The following is a 20,611-nucleotide window of genomic DNA, read 5'->3' on the forward strand; positions in this document are numbered from 1 at the left end:
AATCTGCGCCCCCGCCCGCCGGTAGGGTGAGTTCCGTGATCGTCGCTGTCGGCATCGACGTCGTGCTCGTCGACCGGTTCACCCGGGCCCTGGCGCGCACGCCGCTGCTCGCCGACCGGCTCTTCACCGAGGCGGAGCGCTTCACCCGCTCGGGCAATCCGCGCTCGCCGGAGTCGCTGGCCGCCCGCTTCGCGGCCAAGGAGGCGGTGGCCAAGGCGCTCGGTGCGCCGGCCGGCCTGAGCTGGCACGACTGCGAGATCGTGCCGGACCCCGACGGCCGCCCCTGGCTGACCGTCTCCGGCACCGTCGCGGCGGCGGCGACCGAGCGGGGCGTCAGCCGATGGCATCTCTCGCTGTCGCACGACGGTGGGATCGCGTCGGCGATGGTGGTGGCGGAACGCTGAGATCGGCGGCGTGCCGTGCCGGGTGCGCCGGACAAGGACGGGACGTGATGGCATGAGACCGGTGTGGCGGGTTGCCGACGTACGCGCGGCGGAGGCCGGCCTGATGGCCACGCTCCCGCCGGGGACGCTGATGCAGCGCGCGGCCGCCGGCCTGGCCCGGCGCTGCGCGGTCGTGCTCGCCCAGCGGGGCGGCGTGTACGCGGCACCGGTGCTGCTGCTGGTCGGCTCGGGCGACAACGGTGGCGACGCGCTCTTCGCCGGTGAGCGGCTGGCCCGGCGTGGGGCGGCCGTGTCGGCGCTGCTGCTGACCCCTGGCCGGGCGCACGCCGAGGGGCTCGCCGCGCTGCGCGCCGCCGGTGGGCGGGTGGTCGGGACGCCGCCGGCGGTGGTCGACCTGGTGGTGGACGGCATCGTCGGCATCGGCGGCACGGGCGGCCTGCGGGAGGCCGCCGACCAGCTGGTTACCGGCCTCGGTGAGCTGCGGGGCCGCGACGGCGGCCGGGCGACCGTGGTGGCGGTGGACGTGCCCAGCGGCGTGGCGGTGGACACCGGCCACGTGCCGCTGTCGGCGTCCGGCCGGCCGAACGCCGTGCGCGCCGACGTGACGGTGGCGTTCGGCGCGATGAAACCGGCGCTGGTGGTGGGGCCGGCGGCCACACTGGCCGGCGCGGTCGAGCTGGTCGACATCGGCCTGGGGCCGTGGTTGCGGGGCAGCCCGGCGCTGCGGGTGACCGAGTGGTCGGACATCGTCGACTGGTGGCCCCGGCTGGGTGCGGCGTCGGAGAAGTACACGCGGGGCGTGGTCGGCGTCGCCACCGGGTCGGCCACCTACCCGGGAGCGGCGGTGCTCTCCGTCGGCGGCGCGTTGGCCGGCCCGACCGGTCTGGTCCGCTACGCCGGCTCGGCGCGGGCCGAGGTGGTGCACCAGCATCCCTCGGTGATCGCCACCGACCGGGTCGCCGATGCCGGCCGGGTGCAGGCCTGGGTCTGCGGCTCCGGCCTGGGCACCGGCGAGGAGGCGGCGGGGGAGCTGCGAGCGGTGCTCGCCGCGCCGGTGCCGGTGGTGCTCGACGCCGACGCGCTCACCCTGCTCGTCGACGGCTCCCTCGCCGACCGGCTCCGCAAGCGGGACGCCCCGATCGTGGTCACCCCGCACGACCGCGAGTTCACCCGGCTCTGCGGGGAGATGCCGGGCGCGGACCGGGTCTCCGCCGCGCTGCGGCTGGCCGCCTGGATGAACGCGGTGGTGCTGCTCAAGGGGGACCGCACGGTGGTCGGCACGCCAAACGGGCGGGCGTACGTCAACCCGACCGGCACCCCGGCGCTGGCCACCGGGGGCACCGGCGACGTACTGGCCGGCCTGCTCGGATCGCTGCTCGCCGCCGGCCTGCCCGCCGACCGGGCCGCCGTCGCCGCCGCGTACCTGCACGGGCTGGCCGGCCGGGAGGCGGCCCGGGGCGGCCCGGTGACCGCGCCCGACGTGGCGGTCGCGCTGCGCCCGGTGCTGAGCCGGCTGCCCTGAGGGGCGCGCCCGCTGAACCGGGGGCGACGGACGTCCGTACTCCAGCGTGTGCGGGCGTCGAGGACGCGGCCGGCCGCACACGTTCCTGAGGAGGAACCATGCGCAGAGCTGTCACCTGGTCCGTCGCCGTCGCCGGGGTGGTGGTGCCGCTGGTCGTGGGCACCGCCCTGGCCTCGGCCAAGGACGGGCGGGACCGGGTGGCCAGCCCGCCCGGCGGGCCCGCGTTCGAGCTGCGCATCGACCCCGAGCTGGACGCCCGGTTCGGTCCGCGCCGGGTGAACGCGGTGCAGGCGGCCGGGATCGTCACCGACCGGTTCGGTGGCCGGGTGGTCCGGGCCGAGCTGGACGAGGAGGACGGCCGGCCGATCTGGGAGATGAAGCTGGCCGGTGCCCGGGTGGGCGAGGTCGACGTCGACGCGACGACCGGCGATCTGCTCGCCGACGAATGAGGCCGGCCGCGGGCCGCGAACCACCGGTACCTACCGTCCGGCGACTCGCGGCCTGCGGTGATCGTCGGCGGAAGTAGGCTGTCGGCATGTGGCAGGCCGAGGTACGCGTCGACCTCGACGCGATCCGTGAGAACGTCAGCCGGCTCCGTTCCGGTACCACCGCCGAGCTGATGGCGGTGGTCAAGGGCGACGGGTACGGCCACGGCATGGTCCCGGCCGCCCGGGCGGCGCTGGACGCCGGCGCGGACTGGCTCGGGGTCTGCACGCTGGACGAGGCGCTGACGCTGCGCCGTGCCGGGATCGACGTCCCGGTGCTGGCCTGGCTGCTCGCGCCCGGACTGCCCCTGCACGAGGGGATCACCGCCGGGGTCGACCTGGGGGCCGCGAGCATGCCGCAGCTCGACGAGATGATCGAGGCCAGTCGGACCGCCGGCCGCCCCGCCCGGCTGCACCTCAAGATCGATACCGGGCTGGCCCGGGGTGGGGCGACCGTCGCGGACTGGCCGGCACTACTGGACGCCGCCGCCAAGGCGCAGGCCGATGGCCTGGTCGAGGTGGTCGGCGTGTGGAGCCACTTCGTGTACGCCGACTCGCCCGGCCACCCCACCACGGACCGCCAATTGGCGGTCTTCCACGAGGGGCTGGGCATGGTGGAGAAGGCGGGGCTCCGGCCGCGTTACCGGCACCTGGCCAACTCCGCCGCCACGCTGACCCGCCCGGACACCCACTTCGACCTGGTCCGGCCCGGCCTGGCCGTCTACGGGCTCTCCCCGGTGGCCGGCGAGAGCTACGGCCTGCGGCCGGCGATGACCGCCCGCGCCCGGGTGATGATCGCCAAGCGGGTACCGGCCGGCTCCGGGGTCTCCTACGGCCACACCTACGTCACCGAGCGGGACGCGAACCTCGCGGTGGTCCCGCTCGGCTACGCCGACGGCGTACCCCGGCACGCCTCGAACAGCGGCCCGGTGCAGCTCGGCGGCGTCCGGCGGACCATCTCCGGCCGGGTCTGCATGGACCAGTTCGTGCTCGACTGCGGCGACGACCCGGTCGCCGCCGGCGACGTCGCCACCCTGTTCGGCAGCGGCGCCGACGGGGAGCCGACCGCCGACGACTGGGCGGAGGCCGTCGGCACGATCAACTACGAGATCGTCACCCGGTTCGGCAGCACCCGGGTGCCCCGCCACTACGACGGCGAGCGCCCATGAGCGGCCCCCGCATCCCGTTCCCGCGCTCCGGGCACGCCCGGGCCGCCGTCGGCGCGTTGGCGGCCGTCGGGGTCGCCGCCGCCGGGCTCGCGGCGGGCGTGGCCACCGAGCGCGCCCTGGTCCGCCGGTTCAAGACCGACCCCACCGACCGGTACGCCGACGAGCCCTTCGACGAGCAGCGGTACGACCAGGCGGTCAAGCTGGAGATGCCGGACGGCACCGACATCCACGTCGAGGTGGTCGAGCCGACCCGGCCCCGGCCCGGCAACCCGACGGTCGTGCTGGTGCACGGCTTCTGCCTGGACATGGGCACCTTCCACTTCCAGCGCAAGCTGCTCGCCGAGCGGGGTGAGCACCGGATCGTCGCGTACGACCAGCCGGGCCACGGCCGCTCGGGACGCCTGGAGACCGGCGAGTACGACCTCACCGCCCTGGGCCGCACGCTGCGCGCGGTGATCGACCGGACCGCGCCGGAGGGGCCGCTGGTGCTGGTCGGGCATTCGATGGGCGGCATGACGATCATGGCGTTCGCCGAGCTGTTTCCGGAGATGTTCGGCGACCGGGTGATCGGCACCGTGCTGATGGCCACGTCGGGCGGTCTGCTGGCGGAGACCAAGCTGGTCGCGCCGGCGCTGCTCGGCCGGGTCGGCGCGCCGGTGCTGCACATGGTCGGCAACGTCACCCGCTACGGTGGGCCGGTGATCGACCGGGCGCGCCGGTCCACCACCAACGTCGCCTGGCTGTTGACCCGCAGGTACGGCTTCGGCACCGCCCGACCCAGCCCGGCCCTGGTGTCCTACGTCGAGACGATGAACTCGCGCACCTCCGCCGACACGGTCACCCGCTACCTGCGCACGCTGGCCACCCACTCCCGGTTCCCGGCGCTGGCCGCGCTGGCCGACACGCCGGTGCTGGTGATCGTGGGGGACAAGGACATGATCACGCCGGTGGTCCACTCCGAGGAGATCGTCCGGCGGCTGCCGCACGCCGGTTTCGTCAAGATCCACGACAGTGGGCACGTGGTGATGCTGGAGCACGCCGACGAGGTCAACGACGCGCTGACCGGCTTCCTGGAGACCTGCGGCGGGGCGGCGTCGTGAGTCTCGTGGTGAAGCTGCCGACGGTGGACGACACCCGGGACTTCGGGCGCCGGCTCGCCGGGGTGCTGCGCGCCGGTGACCTGCTGCTGCTGACCGGTCCACTGGGTGCCGGCAAGACCGCCCTGACCCAGGGGATCGGCGCCGGGCTGGGCGTACGCGGCGACATCACCTCGCCCACCTTCGTCATCGCCCGGGTGCACCGGCCGGACCCGGACCGGGGCGGCAGGGTGGCGCTGGTGCACGCCGACGCGTACCGCCTCGGGGACGCGGCCGACCCCCGTGCCGAGATCGACGACCTCGACCTGGACGCCTCGGTGGACGAGTCGGTGACCGTGGTCGAGTGGGGCGAGGGGCTGGTCGAGCAACTGGTCGACGCCCACCTGCGGGTCCGCATCGATCGGCGGGACGACGACACGCGGGTGGTGGAGCTGGAGCCGGTCGGCGGCGACTGGGCGCGCCGCCTCGCGCCCCTGGGCTGAGGGCTGTCGCACCGTCGGCTTAGAGTGCCCGGGACCTGACCCCACCGGCGGAAGGCTGCCGATGCCCGACGACGCACCCACCCTGGACCTGCTGGCGCTGCTGCCGGAGGAGTGGCGGGCGGTGCTCACCCCGCACCTCGACCCGGCCCGCACCGAGGCGCTGGCCGGATTCGTCGCCCGGGAATACGCCACCGGCACGGTCTTCCCGCCGGTCGAGGACCTGTTCGCGGCCTACCGGCTGTGCCGTCCGGAGGACTGTCGGGTGCTGATCCTCGGGCAGGACCCCTACCACCGGGCCGGGCAGGCGCACGGGCTCAGCTTCAGCGTCCGCGACGGGGTGTCCGTGCCGCCGTCGCTGCGCAACGTCTTCAAGGAACTCGGCGAGGACCTCGGGGTGCCCAAGCCACGGGGCGGCAATCTGAGCGGTTGGGCGGCGCAGGGCGTGTTGCTGCTCAACGCGGTGCTGACCGTCCGCGAGGCCAAGCCCGGCTCGCACGCGAACTCCGGCTGGGAGGAGTTCACCGACGCCACCATCCGCGCCCTGGACGCGATGGGGTCGCGGGTGGTGTTCCTGCTCTGGGGCGGCTACGCGCGGAAGAAGGCCGCCCTGGTCACCAACCCGCAGCACGTGGTGCTGGAGGCCGGCCACCCGAGCCCGATGAATCCCCGGGGTTTTCTCGGCAGCCGCCCGTTCAGCGCCGCCAACAAGGCCCTCGCCGACGCCGGCCTGCCGACGATCGACTGGGAACGCTCAGCCGGCTGACCTCGCCGCGGCATCGGCCCGGTGCCGGTGGCGGCGCAGCAGGTCGGCGGCGTGCGAATCGGTCAGCTCCACCGCGACCAGTGGCACCACCTGGTAGTTCCGGTCACCGTGTCGCACCTCGATCGTCTCCGGCAGCTCGTCACACATGTGGGCCCGCACCTCCCCGTACTTCGTTCGCCACCGGTGCTCGCCCGGCTCCTCCGGCTCGACGTACACGCCGCCGTACTCCTCCCACCGCGCGTTCCAGCGCTGCGCCAGGGCGGCGTTGAGCCACCCGGTGAACCGGGCCGAGTCGGTCCAGCGGATGGCGATCTCCGGCATGTCCACCGGGATCGGCGCGCCCTGGAGCAGCGCGGCGGTCGCCCCGGTGAGCACGAAGGGCAGGTCACCGAGCCGGTCGATGATCCGGTCCAGGCCGATCGCGTCGAGCCGTTCCGCAAGCGGCCGGTTGGCCAGCTCGGCCAGCCGTGCGTCGACCTGGGCGTCAAGTGGCTCGACACCGACGGTGAGCTGGAGGCCCATCGCCTCGAACACCCGCGCCACGAGCGTCACGCTCGGCAGCCGGTTGCCCCGCTCGATGTTTGCCACCGCGCCCTGGCTCACCCCGGCCAGCTCGGCGAGGGCCTGCTGGGTCAGCGACCGTTTGCCCCGCTCCCAGCGGAGCACGGTGGCGATCTGGACGGCGAGGCGCTGCTCCGGCATCCACCGAGGATGACGGATCCGGAGACAGATTATTTCGCTGAGACATACTTATGTCAGGCAGAAATATCTCCGTCGTGAGTCATGCCTCCCGGATCGGCTACGAGCGGTAGCGGCGCGCGCATTGGCGGCCCGCGCAGTGGTGGCCCGCGCAGTGGTGGCCCGCGCAGTGGCGGGCCGGGCACTGACTGGCCGGGCGGGTGCCGGGGAGGACGTGTCCGGGCTGAGGACGACGGGAACGCCGGTGCGGCTAGGCTGGTTCACCGTGCTCGTACTGGTGGTGGACAGCTCGACCCCCGCGGTGACGGCCGCCCTCGCGGAGGTGTCGGCGGGCGGGGTCGTGCTCCGGGCACACCGCCGCACGGTCGACGCCCGGGCGCACGGCGAACTGCTCGCACCGCAGGTGGACGTGGTCCTCGCCGACTGCGACGCCCGGCCGGCGGACCTGGGCGCGATCGTCGCCGGCCTCGGCCCGGGACCGTTCACCGGGCTGCGGGTGGGGCTGGTCACCGCCGCCACGATGGGGCAGGTGCTCGGCGTCCCCACGTACGGTGTCTGCTCGCTGGACGGGATCGGCCACCCGGCGGCCGCCGGCGAACCGGTCCTGGCCGCGAGCGACGCGCGGCGCCGGGAGATCTACTGGGCGGTCTACGACGGCGCGGGCCAGCGGATCGCCGGGCCGGAGGTCTCCGCCCCGGCGGTCGCCGCGCAGCGGGCCCGCGACCTGGCGGTCACCGTGGCCGTCGGCGACGGCGCGCACCGGTACGCGGAGACGCTGGGCCTGCCGGTGCGCGACGAGCCACGCTACCCGGAGGCCGGCGTGCTGGCGGCGCTCGCGGCCGAGCGGATTCGGGCCGGCGCGCCCGGCGAGGCGCTCACCCCGCTCTACCTGCGCCGGCCGGATGCCGTCGCGGCGACGGCGCGCAAGCCGGTCCTGCCGTGAGCGCCGTACGGCTGGAACGGTTCCGCTGGTGGCACGTCGATGAGGTGCAGCCGATCGAGGCGGACCTGTTCGTTGCGGAGCAGTGGTCCCCGGCGATGTTCTGGAACGAGTTGGCCAACGGCCACCACTACCTGGTCGCGGTGGACGACGACGGCGCCGTGCTCGGCTACGCCGGTCTCACCGCCGCCCCGCCCGACGAGGCGTGGGTGCAGGTCGTCGCCGTCCGGCGGGACACCCAACGGCGCGGCGTCGGTCGACTGCTGCTGGAGGCGTTGCTCGCCGAGGCGGCCCGGCTCGGTGCCCGCAGCACCCTGTTGGAGGTCGCGGCGAACAACGGCCCGGCCCAGAAGCTCTATGCCTCCTACGGCTTCGACGTCATCGGCGTCCGACGCGGCTACTACCAACCCAGCAACACCGACGCGCTGGTGATGCAGCGACCCGAGGAGGCGGTGGACAATGGCTGACGAACCCCTGGTCCTCGGCATCGAGACGTCCTGCGACGAGACCGGCGTCGGCATCGTCCGCGGGCACACCCTGCTCGCCGACGCCCTCGCCTCCAGCGTCGAGCAGCACGCCCGCTTCGGCGGGGTGGTGCCCGAGGTGGCCAGCCGCGCCCACCTGGAGGCCATCGTGCCGACCATGGACCGGGCGCTGCGCGAGGCCGGCGTCACCCTGGCCGACATCGACGCCATCGCGGTCACCGCCGGTCCCGGCCTGGCCGGGGCCCTGCTCGTCGGGGTGGCCGCCGCCAAGGGGTACGCGCTGGCCGCCGAGAAGCCGGTCTACGGCGTCAACCACCTGGCCGCGCACGTCGCCGTGGACACCCTGGAACACGGTCCGCTGCCGGAACCGGCGGTCGCCCTGCTGGTCTCCGGCGGGCACTCCTCGCTGCTCCTGGTCGACGATCTCGCCCGGGGGGTCACCCCGCTCGGCGCCACCATCGACGACGCCGCCGGTGAGGCCTTCGACAAGGTCGCCCGGCTGCTCGGCCTGCCGTTCCCCGGCGGCCCGTACGTCGACCGGGAGGCCCGGGCCGGGGACCCGGCCGCCATCGCCTTCCCGCGCGGGCTCACCGCCGCCAAGGACCTGGCCGCCCACCGCTTCGACTTCTCCTTCTCCGGGCTGAAGACCGCGGTGGCCCGCTGGGTCGAGGCGCGGCAGCGGGCCGGCGAGCCGGTGCCGGTCGCCGACGTCGCGGCGTCCTTCCAGGAGGCGGTGTGCGACGTGCTGGTCGGCAAGGCGCTGGACGCCTGCCGGAGCAACGGCGTGGACACCCTGGTGATCGGCGGGGGAGTGGCCGCCAACTCCCGGCTGCGGGTGATGGCCGAGCGGCGGGCGGCGGAGCGGGGGATCCGGGTCCGGGTGCCCCGGCCGCAGCTGTGCACGGACAACGGCGCGATGGTCGCGGCGCTCGGTTCGCATCTCGTCGCCTCGGGCGTCGCGGCCAGCCGGCTCGACCTGCCCGCCGACTCGGCGATGCCGCTGACCACGGTCAGCGTGTGAGGGAGGGGACGGCCGACGTGATCGTACGGATGTGGGAGGCGCGGGCGGAGTCGTACGGGGTGGCGGACCTGGTCACCTGGGTCTGCGACACCGCCCTGCCGGACTTCGACCACGACCCGCTGCACGTGTCCAGTGAGGTGTTCTCCTCCACCGACCACCGGGTCGTGGTCATCTCCAAGTGGCGCAGCAACCCTCGCCCGCTGCCCGACCCGCCGCCGATGCTGCTCGCCCGGCCACCGCACTCCTGGGACTTCACCCAGGTCGACCGCTGACGACTCAGACCTGCAGCGTGGGCGCGGGATTCGGTCGGTTTCGGAACGAGCGGTCGGTGCCGACCTGGAAGGACGGCACCCACTCCAGGCGGCCGTCGGCCTTGTGGACCACCGGCACCGATCCCACCATGGCGTAGGACTTGTTCCCGTCGACGATGTGCTCCCGCGCGCCGACACGGAAGACGAAGACGGTGTCGTTCTCCGTGATCTGCCGGTCGTCCAGACAGTAGGTGCCGAAGGGCCAGTCCGGCTCGGTCGCCCGTCGGACGACCTCACGGGCCTGCTCGTAGGTGACAGCCATGGGGCGGAATCCTATCCGGGCGGTTGGACGAACTCGGTCAGGCCGTTGGGCGTGGGGATGTCGTCGAGGCGCACGAAGGAGGTGTTCCCGCCCTGGTCGAAGTAGTCGGAGACCTCGCGGCCGGCGTTCTGGCCGTCAACGAAGCGGACCTTGCCGGCGACGTTCTCGACGTTGAACACGTGGGCACCCTGACCGTTGTTCCACTCGATGTACACGACACCTCGGGAGCCGGGCCCGAAGCCGTCGAACGCCTTCTCGATGTCGTCCCGGGTGCCGTCGACGAGGCTCCGTCCCCAGGTGTTCTCCACGTCCGCGAGCGGGCGTCCACGGAAGAGGTGGAACCGGTCGGGCAGGGCGGTCGCCTCGACGTCGACGCCCCGCCGGCGCAACTCGTACGCCTGCACGCAGTGCGTGCAGTTGGCCGAGTAGTGCGGGGTGCTGGTGTCGAACTTCGGGTTCACCCGGGCGAGGTCGTCGGCGATGCGCTTCTCCACCTTGCGCGCGGCCCGCTTCGCCCCGACCGTACGCACCATCTTGAGCAGCTTCTTCGCCCGGTCGAGGATCTGCCTGAGCAGGGTCTGCACCTGCTTGACGATCTGTTTGACCAGTTGCCGGCAGGCGAGCCGGGTGGCGGCGACGAAGGCCGGCACGGTGGCCGTGGACGCCCCGAAGGTGGCCACCGCGGCGGCGATCGCCATGGTCACCTGCACCAGCAGGATGATCAACTGAACGATGAACGCGATCTTCAGGGCGAGCGTCATGGCCGCGAAGACGATGAGGACGCTGCCGATGAGCTGGGCGGCGATCGCGTCCTCCAGCAGCCGCCGCCGGGGGCCGTCGTCGGCGTCCCACCAGCGTCCGAAGGCGTCGGCCGTGGTGCCGGAGTTGTGCTGGCGTACCGCGTCGGCGGCGGCGTCGGCGCGCCCGGCGGCGTTCTGTAACCGGGTGCCGAACGCCAACCACTGCTGGCCGGCGGCGAAGAGCAGTTCCTCGTCGGCCTCCGGCCACTCCAGGCCGACCCAGCCGAGCGGTTCGGTCAGCTCGGGAGGAAGCTCCAGGCCCACCGCTCAGCCGCCCAGTCGGCCGTGCAACGACCGGAACAGTTCCTCCGACCGTTGGTCGGCCTCGACCACCTGCCCGGCCCAGTCGGCCAGCCCCTCCGCCGCGCCGAGCAGCTGCTGCACGTGGGAGTCGTACGTCTGGAGGGCGTGCGACAGGACCTCGGTGTAGGCCGCGCCGAACAGGCTGCCCGGCTCGTCGGCGCCCCACGGGTTCCCGGACGTGACGGTGGCATCGAGGGCTCGGAGGCCGTCCTCCAGCTCCACCGCCGCCCCGGCGATCGCCTGGGCGGAGCCGGCCAGGACCGCGGGCTCGGTGTGCATCGGCTTCATCGTGCTCTCCCGTCAGTGTGTCCGGCCGAGCCGGTCGGCGATCTGCTGCGCGGTGGCGGTCAGGTCGTCCAACCTCCGCTGTGCGTTCGAGGAGACCTCGCGCAGCAGGGGGCCCAGCCCTTCCGGGAGGGTCACCGGGGCGGCGGTGAGCTGCTCCTGGAGGGCCGCCTGCACCTCGCCGCGGGCGGTGGTGAAGGCCTCGCGGATGGCCGCCGCCAGGTCGGCCGCCGGCAGCCGCAGGGAGCGCGGGTCGAGGTCGAGGTCGACGAGATCCCCGGTGCCGTCGACGGTCAGGTGCACCAGGCCGTCCGCCGCCGTGGCGGAGGCCCGGGTGGCGGAGAAGCGGCCGAGAAGGCCGTCCGGCCCGGCGTACTGGTCGGTCACCTGAACCTCGATCCCTGATCGACTGTGGAGCGTAGACGATTCACGTCCCGCCGCAGCCTAGCGGTGCGACGCTCCCTCGGATGTCCCGTCCGACGGCCGTCAGTTCGGCGTTTGCGGGGTGTTCCGCCGCGGTTCGTAACACCATGGGGAGAGGCCCGGGTGGCCGGTCGGCGGGGCGACGGGGACGTGACGGTGGAAGCTCTGGTCCTGATCGTGGTGCTGAGCCTCACCGTGATCGTCGGCACCACGATCGGTGGGCGGTACCGGGTGGCGCCTCCGGTCCTGCTGATCACGATGGGCGCGCTGCTGGCGCTGCTCCCGCCGCTGTCGCACGTCGTGCTCGACCCCGAGGTCGTGCTGCTGTTGTTCCTGCCGCCCATCCTCTACCGGGAGAGCCTGACCACCAGCCTGCGGGAGATCCGGGCCAACATTCTGGTGATCGCCCTGCTGGCGGTGGGCCTGGTGGGCGCCACCATGGTCGTGGTCGCCGTGGTCGGCATGCGGCTCGGCGTCGACCCGGCGGTGGCCTGGGTGCTCGGCGCGGTGCTCGCACCGACCGACGCCGCCGCCGTCGCCGGCCTGGCCAAGCGGATGCCCCGCCGCATCCTGACCACCCTGCGCGGGGAGAGCCTGATCAACGACGGTACCGCGCTGGTGCTGTTCGCCGTCGCGGTGGACCTGATCGTCACCGGTACCGAACCGACGCCGCTGGCGTTGGCCGAGCGGCTCGTCGGCGCCTCGGTCGGTGGTGTCGCCGCCGGTCTGCTGGTCGGCTGGTTGGTGATCCAGGTCCGGCGACGCCTGGACGATCCTATGCGGGAGGGCGCGTTGAGCGTGCTGACCCCGTTCGCCGCCTTCCTGCTCGCCGAGGTGGTCCACGCCAGCGGGGTCCTCGCGGTGGTGGTCGCGGGACTGGTGCTCGCCTACGCCGGTCCCCGGGTCATCCGGGCCCGCTCCCGGGTGGTGGCGTACGCCTTCTGGGACCTGTCCACGTTCCTGCTCAACGGCAGCCTGTTCGTGCTCCTCGGCATGCAGGTTCCGCGCGCCCTGCGCGGAGTCAGCAGCGTGACGACCGCCCGGGCGGTGATGATCGCGGTGGTGATCGCCGTGGTGGTGGTGGCGGTGCGGCTGGTCTGGATCCACGCGAGCACCTTCGCGGCCCGGGCCCTCCGGCCGTCGGCCCGGCACGACCCCGAACTTCGGCCGCGGGTGGCCACGGCGGCCGGGTGGGCCGGCTTCCGGGGTGCGGTGTCCCTCGCGGCGGCCCTCGCGGTGCCGAGGGTGACCTCCGGCGGCGACCCGGTCTTCGAGCACGACCTGATCGTCTTCGTGACGGTGCTGGTCATCGTGCTGGTCATGCTGGTGCAGGGCACCACGTTGCCGTTGGTCGTCCGGTGGGCCGGTCTGGTCGGTGACCAGCGGCGCGGTGACGAGGTGCGGCTGGCGCGCAGGCGGGCCGGCGAGGCCGGCCTGGCGGCGTTGCCCGGAATCGCTGACCGGCTGGGGGTGGAGCCCGACGCGGTGGATCGGTTGCGCGGCGACTACGCCGACCACCTCGACCGCACCCTGTCGGCGGACACCGACCAGGACGCCGAGGAGGCCGTCGAGCGGGACCGGCGGCTGCGGCTGGCCCTACTCGACCACAAGCGCCGCGAGCTGACCCGGCTGCGGGACGCCAACGAGATCGACGACATCGTCCTGCGCGAGGTGCAGGCCGCCCTGGACATCGAGGAGATCCGCCTGCTCGGTCCGGCGACCGGCGAGTAGCCGGAGGCGCGGCCGACCGGTCAGGGGCGCACCGGCACGGTCGCCGTCACCGTGGACTGGTCGATGTCGGAGATCCGCGCGGTGATGCGCAGCGTCCAGTCGCCGGGTACGGGAAGGCGCAGCGCCGCGCTGCCGTGGTGCGGCTCCGGTGCGTCGACGTCGACGGTGATCGGCTCGATGCCGGCGCCGGGCAGGGCCGCGGTGACGGTCCATTCGACGACCGGCTGCGGTACGGCCTCCGGGGTGTAGACGTAGGCGTGCAGGCTGTTCAGCTCACCGGCCCGGGCCGGGTAGACGTCGAACTGCACGGTCAGCAGGTCGGTGCTGAGCGAGCGGGCGACGCCCTCCCGGGTGGCCCGGGCGGCCTCCGTACCGGCGGTGCGTCCCGGCGGGGTCTGCACCAGCACCGCGGTGAGGGCCAGCACCACCGCGGTCGCCGCGAGTTCCGCGCCGGCCGCGCGGACCACCCATCGGGTACGGCCGGCGGCCACCCGCAGCCGGATCAGGCGCCGCTGGCCGGCGGCGACCACCAGGACCACGGCCAGCAGTGCCGCCTTCGCACCCAGCAGCCGCCCGTACGCGCTGTCCAGCAGCGCGGCCGGCCGGCCGAGTTCGATCGCCGCCTGGCCCAGCCCGGCGATGAGCAGCCAGCCCACCGCGACGGTGGCCCACCGCGACCAGACGGGCAGCACCCGGGCCAGTACCCGCTCGTGGGTCCGGCGCAGGAGGAACACGGTGAGGGTGAGCAGCCCGCCCAGCCAGACCGCCACCGCCGCGACGTGGATGGTGGCCAGGACGATGCTCACCGCCGGCAGCGGCGAGGCGACCGGGTGCCCGGCGAGCGGCCAGGTGGCGAACCCGGCCAGCCCCACCAGGGCCAGCAGGGCGGTGCGTCGACCGCCCGCGGTACCGCGTACCACGGCCGGCAGCAGGATCGCGGCGACGCCCACCAGCGCCAGCCGTACCACCAACACCGCAGCCGTGCCGCCGGTACCCACCGCGGCCAGGTCCTCCGGGGACAGCCGCCGGACCGGCGCGCCGACCGCCTGCGCCGCCTGTCCCACCCAGGTCGCGGCGGTGGCGACGGCGACCAGGCCGAGCCCCACCCGGGCCAGGACGAGCGCGCCGGAGCGGGAGCGCCGGCGGGGCCAGAGCGCGACCGCCAGCAGGGGCGGACCGACCGCCGCGACCAGTCCCAGGTAGCCGAGGTAGCGGGCCGCCGGCACCAGCGGCCCGCCCGGCGACCCGTCGGCGTCGGCGGGTCGCGGCGGGGTGGCCGACGGCGCCCCGGCGGAGTACGTGAAGCTGCCGGCGACCGGGTGGCCGTCGGCCGAGATCACCCGGTAGCTCACCAGGTAGGTGCCGAGCGGCCGGCCGGGTACCCGCAGCGCGATCCGCATCGTCGTCCCCCGGACGCGGGGGCCGCCGGTGTCGATCCGCTTGCCGTCGGGCGCGAGCACCTGGACCCGGCCCGGCACCGGCGACACGGGTTCGCTGAAGGTGACCAGCACCTCCCGCGGCGCGTACCCCAGCACCGCGTCGCGCTGCGGGGTGGTGGCGACCACCACGGCGTGCGCGGACGCCGGGCTCGCCGGGGCCAGGGTGCCGCAGAGCGCCGCCAGGACCAGCGCGAGCAGAACCGCCGCACGGGTACGTCCGTGCGGCGGTCGCGGTCTCGCCGGTGCGGTCACCGTCGACACGGAGTGCTCAGGTTCGACGGAGCATCCGCCAGGTGGCGACGCCCCCGGTGCCGATCGCGGCGAGGAAGACCAGCCAGACCAGGGTGCTGCTGACACTCATCCGCGGGCCGGTGTTGGCCGAGGCGGCGGCCAGCAGACCGTCCTGCCCCGGCGCCGGCAGCGCGGCCGGCGGCAGTTCCGCCCAGCGCACCAGGCCGGTGCTCTCCAACATGGTCATGTGGTCGTTGACGAACGTGTTGGCCGCCTCGGCGAGGTCGCGGATGACCGGGTTGCGGGTGCTGGCCCGAACCGCGCCGATGACCGGGAAGATCTTGCCGTGGGCGACCCGCAGCCGGGTCACGAAGATCTGGTCGAAGCGGGCGCCGGTGGCGTCCTTCATCTCCTTCAACCAGCCCTGCTGCTCGGGCGTCGGATCGGTCGGGATCGCCGCGCCGAGCTTGTTGGCCGCGTCCACGGTGATCCGGTCCAACTCCTCGTGCTGCTTGGCGATCTCCGCGCCGATCTCCCGCACGGTGGGGTTCTGGCCCTTCTCGGCGGCCATCTGCCCGGCCGGCATCTCCCACAGCCCGGCCAGCCGTACGCCGGCGAGCAGCGCCGCGTCGGCCGCGTTGAGCTGCTGGCCGACCGGGGCGGCGACGGCCACGCCGGGCAGCAGCCCCAGCCCGGCGGCGATCGTGACGAGCAGCACCGCGACGCGGGTCCGGTGTCCCTGCCGGCGACGGGGGGATCTGAGCGGTGCCATGTCTGCGGTGCCTCCTCGGGGCCGGACCGAACACGGGTGGCCCGGGCCGCCGCACCCACCGGCCGCCCGTCCGTCCAGAGGTACGGATTGAGTGCCGGATCAGTTCACTTCGGCGGCGCGGAAACCGCCGACGGGGTCAGCCGACGTCGAGCGGGTCGGCGAGCAGCCGCTCGAAGGCCAGTTCGGCCGCGCCGAGCAGGGGCGCGTCGTCGCCGAGCGTGGGGGTCCGCAGCCGGACGTGTTCCAGGCAGGCGGGCAGCGCGATCGAGTTGAGTCGACTGCGTACCTGGGCCGCCGCCGCGAGGTAGAGGTCACGCATGGTGCCGCCGAAGATGACCATCTCCGGGTTGAAGATGTTGACCAGGTTCGCCACGCCGAAGCCGAGCAGGTCGCCGGCCTTGCGTACCGCCGTCTGGGCCCGCGCGTCGCCCCGGTCGGCGGCGTCGAAGACGGCCAGCAGGGCTTCCCGGCCGCGTGCCTCGGCGCGACCGGCGGCGCTGAGCAGCCCGTACTCGCCGATCTCGGTCTCCCAGCACCCCCGGGAGCCGCACGCGCAGCGGTTGCCGTCGGGCACCACGACCATGTGCCCGACCTCGCCGCTGTAGCCGCCGTGCCCGGTCAGCCGCCGCCCGCCGGCGATGATGCCGGCACCGACGCCGACGTCGCCGTACAGGTAGATGACGTTGTCGCAGCCGGCCGCCGCGCCCCGGGCGTGCTCGGCGAACGCGGCGACGTCGGCGACGTTCCCGACCATCACCGGCACGTCCAGGCCCAGCTCCGCAACGAGCGCCGCGCCGATCGGCTCGTCCACCCAGCCGGTGGTGGGGCCGAGCCGGACCAGCCCGTCGTCGCGGCGGACCATGCCGCACACGGCGACGCCGGCACCGACGCAGATCGCGTCCGCCGGCACCGCCTGCCGCATCTCCTTGATCGCACCGGCCAGCAGCGGCGCGGCCTCGGCCGCGGTGAGCCCCGGCGGGCGGTCCAGCTCCCGGCGGTCGAGTACCACACCGCCCAGGCCTACCCGGGCGACCCGCAGCCGGTCCACCTCGATGCTGTACGCGTACGCGTGCACCCGGGCCGACTCGGGCCGGACGACCAGTGACGGTCGTCCGGCCCGGCCGGTCTCCTTCGGCGCCCCCTCGCTCACCAGTCCGGCCGCGGCGAGGTCGGTGGTGAGTGCGCCGATGGTGCTCCGGTTCAACCCCAGCGTGGTGGTGAGTTCCGCCCGTGAGGTGGCCCCGTGCACGTGCACGTGGCGCAGCAGGGCACCCAGGTTCTGCCGACGGATCTCGTCCTGGCTGGGTCCTGCGCGCATGGGTGGTTACTTCCGTGAAGCGGGGTCAGCGGGTACCGGTTGACGCGGAGCGCCGTCGGGACAGCGCGTCCACACCGGCGGCGAGCAGCAGCACCAGGCCGGTCAGCACGTACTTGACGCCCGAGCTGTACCCCATCAGTCCCATTCCGTTGATGATCACCGCAACCACCGCGCCGCCGAGGACGGCGTCGATGACCCGGCCCTTGCCGCCGAAGAGGCTGGTGCCGCCGATGACCGCCGCGCCGACCGCGTAGAGCAGCACGTTACTGCCACCGGTGTTGGGGTCCACCGACCTGTCCCGGCTGGCCGCGATGATGCCGCCGACCGCCGCCATCGCGGAGCAGATGACGAACGCGGAGATGCGGATCTTGTCCACGTTGATGCCGGCCCGGCGGGCCGCCTCGCGGTTGCCGCCGACGGCGTACAGGTGGCGTCCGTACGCGGTGCGGCTGAGCACGAAGGTCCACAGGACCAGCAGCACGGCGAGGATCGGGACCACGATCGGCATGCCCTTGTTGGAGCTGATCAGCGGGTTGATGCTGCGCTCCTGGTTGAGCACGTACACCGCGATGCCCAGGATGACCGCCAGCGCGGCGATCCGGCCGAAGACCACCAGGATCGGGTCGGTGACCAGGCCCCGGGACGTCCGGTTGCGGTGGCGCAGCAACTGCACGGCGGCGTACCCGCCGACGGCGACCGCGAACAGCACCCAGCCGAGCAGCGGCGAGACCCACCGGTTCTCGATCGCGATGATCGTCTCGTCGCGGATCGAGATGTTGGTGCCCTCCTCCATCAGGAGCAGCACCACGCCCTGGAAGGCGAGGAAGCCGGCCAGGGTGACCACGAAGGACGGGATGCCGACCTTGGCGACCAGCACGCCGAGGGTGAGGCCGATGACCATGCCGGTGGCCAGCGCGGCGGCCACCGCGACGTACCAGGGGTAGCCGAGCACGGTCGCCACGTTGGCCAGGATCGCCGCGCAGACGCCGCTGGCGAAGCCGGCGGAGAGGTCGATCTCGCCGAGCAGCAGGACGAAGATCAGGCCCATCGCGATGGCGGTGACCGCCGCGCCCTGGGTGAACAGGTTGGCGAAGTTCGCCGCCGAGAAGAAGACCGGCCGGACGATCGCGAAGACGACGCACAGGACGACCAGGCCGGTGACGGCCGGCAGGGAACCGAGGTCGCCGCCGCGTACCCGGCCCAGGTAGTTGCGGACGTGACTGCCCACGGTGGGCGCCGGGGTCACCCCGGCCGGCCCGTCCTTACGGACGGTGGTGGTGGTGGTCATCGGACGGCTCCCGGGGTGCTCGCGGCGGGCTCGCCGCCGTTGTCGGTCTGCCCCTTGCCCGCACCGAGGCCGAGCGCGCCGGACCGGCCGGCGGTGATCAGCTCGACCACCTGGGCGTGGGTGATGTCGGTGGTCTTCACCTGGGCGACCATCTGGCCGAGGTAGAGCGCGGCGATCCGGTCGGAGACGGCGAAGACGTCGTTCATGTTGTGCGAGATGAGCACCACCGCGAGACCGTTGTCGGCCAACCGGCGGACGAGTTCGAGCACCTGCGCGGTCTGCGCGACGCCGAGGGCGGCGGTGGGCTCGTCGAGGATCACCAGCTTGCTGTTCCAGAGCACCGCCTTGGCGATGGCGACGGTCTGCCGCTGGCCACCGGAGAGGCTGGACACGTGCTGGCGCAGCGACTTGACGGTCCGCACGGAGAGCCCGGCGAGGGTCTCCGCGGCCATCTGCTCCATGGTCGGCTCGTCGAGCACCAGCCCGCTGCGCTTCTCCCGGCCGAGGAACATGTTCTGCACGATGTCGAGGTTGTCGCAGAGCGCGAGGTCCTGGTAGACGACCTCGATGCCCAGGGCGGCGGCGTCCCGCGGGCTGGTGATGCTCACCGGCGTGCCAGCGAAGACGAACTCCCCGGAGTCGGTGGGGTAGATGCCGCTGATGCACTTGACCAGCGTGGACTTGCCGGCGCCGTTGTCGCCGACCAGTGCGGTCACCTCGCCGGGATAGGCGGTGAGGGCGACGTCGCGCAGGACCTGGACGGGACCGAAGCTCTTGTCGATCCCGCGCAGCTCCAGCAGGGGGGTCGCGGACACGGGTGTCTCCTTACGCGCTCAGGGAGGGTCTCGGGGCCCGTCCGTCGGCGGCCGGCCGCCCGGCACGGGGTTGTCCCGTGCCGGGCGGCCGTACCACGGCGGGGTTCAGCTGATGCCGGCGGCGGCGCAGAGCTGGACGTACGCCCCGGTGCAGACCTCGTCCTTGGTGACGAAGCCGTCGGCGATGACGTCCTTGACGTTCTCCTTGTAGATCGCCTTCGGGGTGAGCAGCACGGAGGCGACGTCCTTGCCCGACTCCGGGTCCTTGACCGTCTGGCCGGTGTCCTTGCGCTCGCCCTTGGCCAGCGCTATGGCCAGGTCGGAGGCGGCCTTGGCCTCCTCGCGGATGGCCTTGTAGACGGTCATGCACTGGTCACCGGCGAGGATGTTCTGCAGGCCCTGCGGGGTCGCGTCCTGACCGGTCACCGGCACCTTGCCGTTGAGCTTGTTCTTCTTGAGCACCGAGATGGCCGCGTTGCCGAGGCCGTCGTTGGCGGCGAGGACGCCGTCGATCTTGCCCTTCTGCGCGGTCAGCATCTGCTCGAAGATGACGCCGGCCTGCGCGTTGTCCCAGTCCGGAACGGCCTGGTCCGGTCCCTTGACGTACTCGTTGGCGTCGAACTTCGGCTTGAGGACCGAGTCGTAGCCGTTCTTGAACAGGGTGGCGTTGTTGTCGGTCGGGGAGCCGTTCAGGTAGGCCACGACCGGGTTCTTGGCGCCCTTGTCGGTCAGGCACTTGCTCAGGCCCTCGCCCTGGAGCTTGCCGACGGCCTCGTTGTCGAAGCTGACGTAGTACTCGGCGCCGCCGCCGAGGGTGAGCCGGTCGTAGTCGATCGTGGCGACACCCTGGGACTTCGCCTTCTCCAGCACGGCCTTGCCGGTGCCGGAGTCCAGGTTGACGATCATCAGGGCGGTCGCCCCGTTGGTGATCATCTGGTCGGCGATGGTGGAGAACTGCGACTTGTCGCCCTGGGCGTTCTGGATGTCGTACTGGACGCCGGCGGCCTTGAACGCCTCCTCCAGGAACTTGCGGTCCGCGCCCTCCCAGCGGGCGGAGGACTTGCTGTCCGGAAGGATCACGCCGATCTTCGGAGTCTTCTGAGCGCCGCCGGCCTGGTCGCCGTCGCCGGAGTTGTCGCCACAGGCCGCCATGCTGCCGGTGGCCAGCAGGCCCACGGCGGCGACGGCGAGGAAGCCCTTGCGCATGTGCAGGGTCCTTTCAGAGGGTGAAGGGTGGGGGATGGTGTTCTTTTGTTGTGCCCGGCAACGTATTCCCCGGCGCACGTTGCACACAAGAGCGTCGAGGTCATGAGTTTGTTGGCGGCGGTAACAATTCAGCAACGTGCCCGACGCCTCCCCTTCACCGCCCGGGAAGCGCTCTCTTCCGGAGCGCCCGTCGATCTTGGGCGACCCCGCGTTCTCGCCTCCGCTCGCCAGGGGGTTGGGGTTTCTCCGGTCTCGCGCGCGTCTCCGCTCCATGGGCCGTCACCCGAGTGCGCCGTTCCGGATGGTGGTGGCGTTGTCCACCTGGTGGACCTCGACACCGAGATCAACTCGACGTCATTG

The 20,611-nt window shown here is 73.3% G+C and carries 23 protein-coding genes; 12 read left to right on the plus strand and 11 right to left on the minus strand.

Annotation, left to right across the window (positions count from 1 at the left end; genetic code table 11):
- The first annotated feature begins 35 nt into the window (after positions 1-35).
- From D7223_RS19310 to ung, 7 genes are all read left to right on the plus strand, one after another.
- Entirely contained in the window at positions 36-404 is a 369-nt protein-coding gene (locus tag D7223_RS19310) for a holo-ACP synthase (RefSeq protein WP_120729798.1), read from the plus strand.
- 52 nt (positions 405-456) lie between these two features.
- Positions 457-1,926, plus strand: coding sequence for an NAD(P)H-hydrate dehydratase (locus D7223_RS19315; RefSeq protein WP_120729799.1), 1,470 nt, complete (start codon positions 457-459; stop codon positions 1,924-1,926).
- Between the two features lie 98 nt (positions 1,927-2,024).
- Complete coding sequence (locus tag D7223_RS19320) at positions 2,025-2,375, plus strand: PepSY domain-containing protein (RefSeq protein ID WP_120729800.1); 351 nt, start codon at positions 2,025-2,027, stop codon at positions 2,373-2,375.
- Positions 2,376-2,461: 86 nt separating this feature from the next.
- The gene (alr, locus tag D7223_RS19325; protein WP_120729801.1) at positions 2,462-3,580 is read left to right on the plus strand and encodes an alanine racemase; all 1,119 of its coding nucleotides are present in this window, start codon (positions 2,462-2,464) and stop codon (positions 3,578-3,580) included.
- The gene (locus D7223_RS19330) at positions 3,577-4,680 is read left to right on the plus strand and encodes an alpha/beta fold hydrolase (RefSeq protein WP_120729802.1); all 1,104 of its coding nucleotides are present in this window, start codon (positions 3,577-3,579) and stop codon (positions 4,678-4,680) included. Before alr ends, D7223_RS19330 begins: the two co-directional genes overlap by 4 nt.
- Positions 4,677-5,159 (plus strand): tRNA (adenosine(37)-N6)-threonylcarbamoyltransferase complex ATPase subunit type 1 TsaE, encoded by a 483-nt coding sequence (gene tsaE / locus D7223_RS19335; protein ID WP_120729803.1) that lies wholly within the window; start codon positions 4,677-4,679, stop codon positions 5,157-5,159. Before D7223_RS19330 ends, tsaE begins: the two co-directional genes overlap by 4 nt.
- 61 nt (positions 5,160-5,220) lie before the next feature.
- Positions 5,221-5,922: a uracil-DNA glycosylase gene (ung, locus tag D7223_RS19340; protein ID WP_120729804.1), complete on the plus strand. Its 702-nt coding sequence runs from the start codon at positions 5,221-5,223 to the stop codon at positions 5,920-5,922.
- Here ung and D7223_RS19345 read toward each other — a convergent pair.
- A complete protein-coding gene (locus tag D7223_RS19345; protein ID WP_120729805.1) occupies positions 5,911-6,624 on the minus strand; it encodes a helix-turn-helix transcriptional regulator in 714 nt (237 codons plus the stop codon). The genes ung and D7223_RS19345 overlap by 12 nt on opposite strands.
- 262 nt (positions 6,625-6,886) lie before the next feature.
- Between D7223_RS19345 and tsaB the strand changes: the two genes are divergently transcribed.
- Genes tsaB through D7223_RS19365 form a run of 4 tightly spaced genes read left to right on the plus strand, consistent with a single transcriptional unit; the run spans position 6,887 to position 9,339 of the window.
- Entirely contained in the window at positions 6,887-7,564 is a 678-nt protein-coding gene (gene tsaB / locus D7223_RS19350) for a tRNA (adenosine(37)-N6)-threonylcarbamoyltransferase complex dimerization subunit type 1 TsaB (RefSeq protein ID WP_120729923.1), read from the plus strand.
- Positions 7,561-8,028 (plus strand): ribosomal protein S18-alanine N-acetyltransferase, encoded by a 468-nt coding sequence (rimI, locus tag D7223_RS19355; RefSeq protein WP_120729806.1) that lies wholly within the window; start codon positions 7,561-7,563, stop codon positions 8,026-8,028. Before tsaB ends, rimI begins: the two co-directional genes overlap by 4 nt.
- Positions 8,021-9,067, plus strand: a complete 1,047-nt coding sequence (gene tsaD / locus D7223_RS19360; protein ID WP_120729807.1) for a tRNA (adenosine(37)-N6)-threonylcarbamoyltransferase complex transferase subunit TsaD — start codon at positions 8,021-8,023, stop codon at positions 9,065-9,067. Before rimI ends, tsaD begins: the two co-directional genes overlap by 8 nt.
- A gap of 17 nt (positions 9,068-9,084) precedes the next feature.
- On the plus strand, positions 9,085-9,339 hold the full coding sequence (locus tag D7223_RS19365; RefSeq protein WP_120729924.1) for a hypothetical protein: 255 nt from the start codon (positions 9,085-9,087) through the stop codon (positions 9,337-9,339).
- Between the two features lie 4 nt (positions 9,340-9,343).
- On the opposite strand, the gene D7223_RS19370 is transcribed toward D7223_RS19365, so the two are convergent.
- Genes D7223_RS19370 through D7223_RS19385 form a run of 4 tightly spaced genes read right to left on the minus strand, consistent with a single transcriptional unit; the run spans position 9,344 to position 11,415 of the window.
- Positions 9,344-9,640, minus strand: coding sequence for a hypothetical protein (locus tag D7223_RS19370; RefSeq protein WP_120729808.1), 297 nt, complete (start codon positions 9,638-9,640; stop codon positions 9,344-9,346).
- Between the two features lie 11 nt (positions 9,641-9,651).
- Positions 9,652-10,704, minus strand: coding sequence for a toxin glutamine deamidase domain-containing protein (locus D7223_RS19375; RefSeq protein ID WP_120729809.1), 1,053 nt, complete (start codon positions 10,702-10,704; stop codon positions 9,652-9,654).
- Positions 10,705-10,707: 3 nt separating this feature from the next.
- Positions 10,708-11,022, minus strand: a complete 315-nt coding sequence (locus D7223_RS19380; protein WP_147252679.1) for a hypothetical protein — start codon at positions 11,020-11,022, stop codon at positions 10,708-10,710.
- A gap of 21 nt (positions 11,023-11,043) precedes the next feature.
- Positions 11,044-11,415, minus strand: a complete 372-nt coding sequence (locus tag D7223_RS19385; RefSeq protein ID WP_158610914.1) for a YbaB/EbfC family nucleoid-associated protein — start codon at positions 11,413-11,415, stop codon at positions 11,044-11,046.
- A gap of 159 nt (positions 11,416-11,574) precedes the next feature.
- Between D7223_RS19385 and D7223_RS19390 the strand changes: the two genes are divergently transcribed.
- On the plus strand, positions 11,575-13,182 hold the full coding sequence (locus D7223_RS19390; protein ID WP_238162118.1) for a Na+/H+ antiporter: 1,608 nt from the start codon (positions 11,575-11,577) through the stop codon (positions 13,180-13,182).
- A gap of 20 nt (positions 13,183-13,202) precedes the next feature.
- On the opposite strand, the gene D7223_RS19395 is transcribed toward D7223_RS19390, so the two are convergent.
- The 6 genes from D7223_RS19395 to D7223_RS19420 all read right to left on the minus strand — a co-directional run bounded on the left by D7223_RS19395 (position 13,203) and on the right by D7223_RS19420 (position 20,251).
- Positions 13,203-14,882, minus strand: coding sequence for a copper resistance CopC/CopD family protein (locus D7223_RS19395; RefSeq protein WP_238162119.1), 1,680 nt, complete (start codon positions 14,880-14,882; stop codon positions 13,203-13,205).
- Between the two features lie 7 nt (positions 14,883-14,889).
- Positions 14,890-15,624, minus strand: a complete 735-nt coding sequence (locus D7223_RS19400) for a DUF4142 domain-containing protein (protein WP_120729812.1) — start codon at positions 15,622-15,624, stop codon at positions 14,890-14,892.
- Positions 15,625-15,760: 136 nt separating this feature from the next.
- Positions 15,761-16,942, minus strand: coding sequence for an ROK family protein (locus tag D7223_RS19405; RefSeq protein ID WP_120729813.1), 1,182 nt, complete (start codon positions 16,940-16,942; stop codon positions 15,761-15,763).
- A gap of 25 nt (positions 16,943-16,967) precedes the next feature.
- Entirely contained in the window at positions 16,968-18,230 is a 1,263-nt protein-coding gene (locus tag D7223_RS19410; protein WP_120729814.1) for a sugar ABC transporter permease, read from the minus strand.
- A complete protein-coding gene (locus tag D7223_RS19415; RefSeq protein ID WP_120729815.1) occupies positions 18,227-19,045 on the minus strand; it encodes an ATP-binding cassette domain-containing protein in 819 nt (272 codons plus the stop codon). The genes D7223_RS19410 and D7223_RS19415 overlap by 4 nt, the downstream gene beginning before the upstream one ends.
- Positions 19,046-19,150: 105 nt before the next feature.
- On the minus strand, positions 19,151-20,251 hold the full coding sequence (locus D7223_RS19420) for a sugar ABC transporter substrate-binding protein (RefSeq protein ID WP_120729816.1): 1,101 nt from the start codon (positions 20,249-20,251) through the stop codon (positions 19,151-19,153).
- Positions 20,252-20,611: the final 360 nt, after the last annotated feature.

The organism is Micromonospora endolithica (assembly GCF_003626595.1).
Classification (GTDB): Bacteria; Actinomycetota; Actinomycetes; order Mycobacteriales; family Micromonosporaceae; genus Micromonospora; species Micromonospora endolithica.

What these genes read in the sequence shown, in the direction of transcription:
- D7223_RS19315 (WP_120729799.1), top strand. Translation starts at nt 457, where the DNA reads ATGAGACCGGTGTGGCGGGTTGCCGACGTACGCGCGGCGGAGGCCGGC.
- D7223_RS19345 (WP_120729805.1), bottom strand. Translation starts at nt 6,624, where the DNA reads ATGCCGGAGCAGCGCCTCGCCGTCCAGATCGCCACCGTGCTCCGCTGG.
- D7223_RS19380 (WP_147252679.1), bottom strand. Translation starts at nt 11,022, where the DNA reads ATGCACACCGAGCCCGCGGTCCTGGCCGGCTCCGCCCAGGCGATCGCC.
- D7223_RS19330 (WP_120729802.1), top strand. Translation starts at nt 3,577, where the DNA reads ATGAGCGGCCCCCGCATCCCGTTCCCGCGCTCCGGGCACGCCCGGGCC.
- D7223_RS19410 (WP_120729814.1), bottom strand. Translation starts at nt 18,230, where the DNA reads ATGACCACCACCACCACCGTCCGTAAGGACGGGCCGGCCGGGGTGACC.
- D7223_RS19400 (WP_120729812.1), bottom strand. Translation starts at nt 15,624, where the DNA reads ATGGCACCGCTCAGATCCCCCCGTCGCCGGCAGGGACACCGGACCCGC.
- D7223_RS19405 (WP_120729813.1), bottom strand. Translation starts at nt 16,942, where the DNA reads ATGCGCGCAGGACCCAGCCAGGACGAGATCCGTCGGCAGAACCTGGGT.
- ung (WP_120729804.1), top strand. Translation starts at nt 5,221, where the DNA reads ATGCCCGACGACGCACCCACCCTGGACCTGCTGGCGCTGCTGCCGGAG.
- D7223_RS19420 (WP_120729816.1), bottom strand. Translation starts at nt 20,251, where the DNA reads ATGCGCAAGGGCTTCCTCGCCGTCGCCGCCGTGGGCCTGCTGGCCACC.
- D7223_RS19320 (WP_120729800.1), top strand. Translation starts at nt 2,025, where the DNA reads ATGCGCAGAGCTGTCACCTGGTCCGTCGCCGTCGCCGGGGTGGTGGTG.
- tsaD (WP_120729807.1), top strand. Translation starts at nt 8,021, where the DNA reads ATGGCTGACGAACCCCTGGTCCTCGGCATCGAGACGTCCTGCGACGAG.
- alr (WP_120729801.1), top strand. Translation starts at nt 2,462, where the DNA reads ATGTGGCAGGCCGAGGTACGCGTCGACCTCGACGCGATCCGTGAGAAC.
- D7223_RS19370 (WP_120729808.1), bottom strand. Translation starts at nt 9,640, where the DNA reads ATGGCTGTCACCTACGAGCAGGCCCGTGAGGTCGTCCGACGGGCGACC.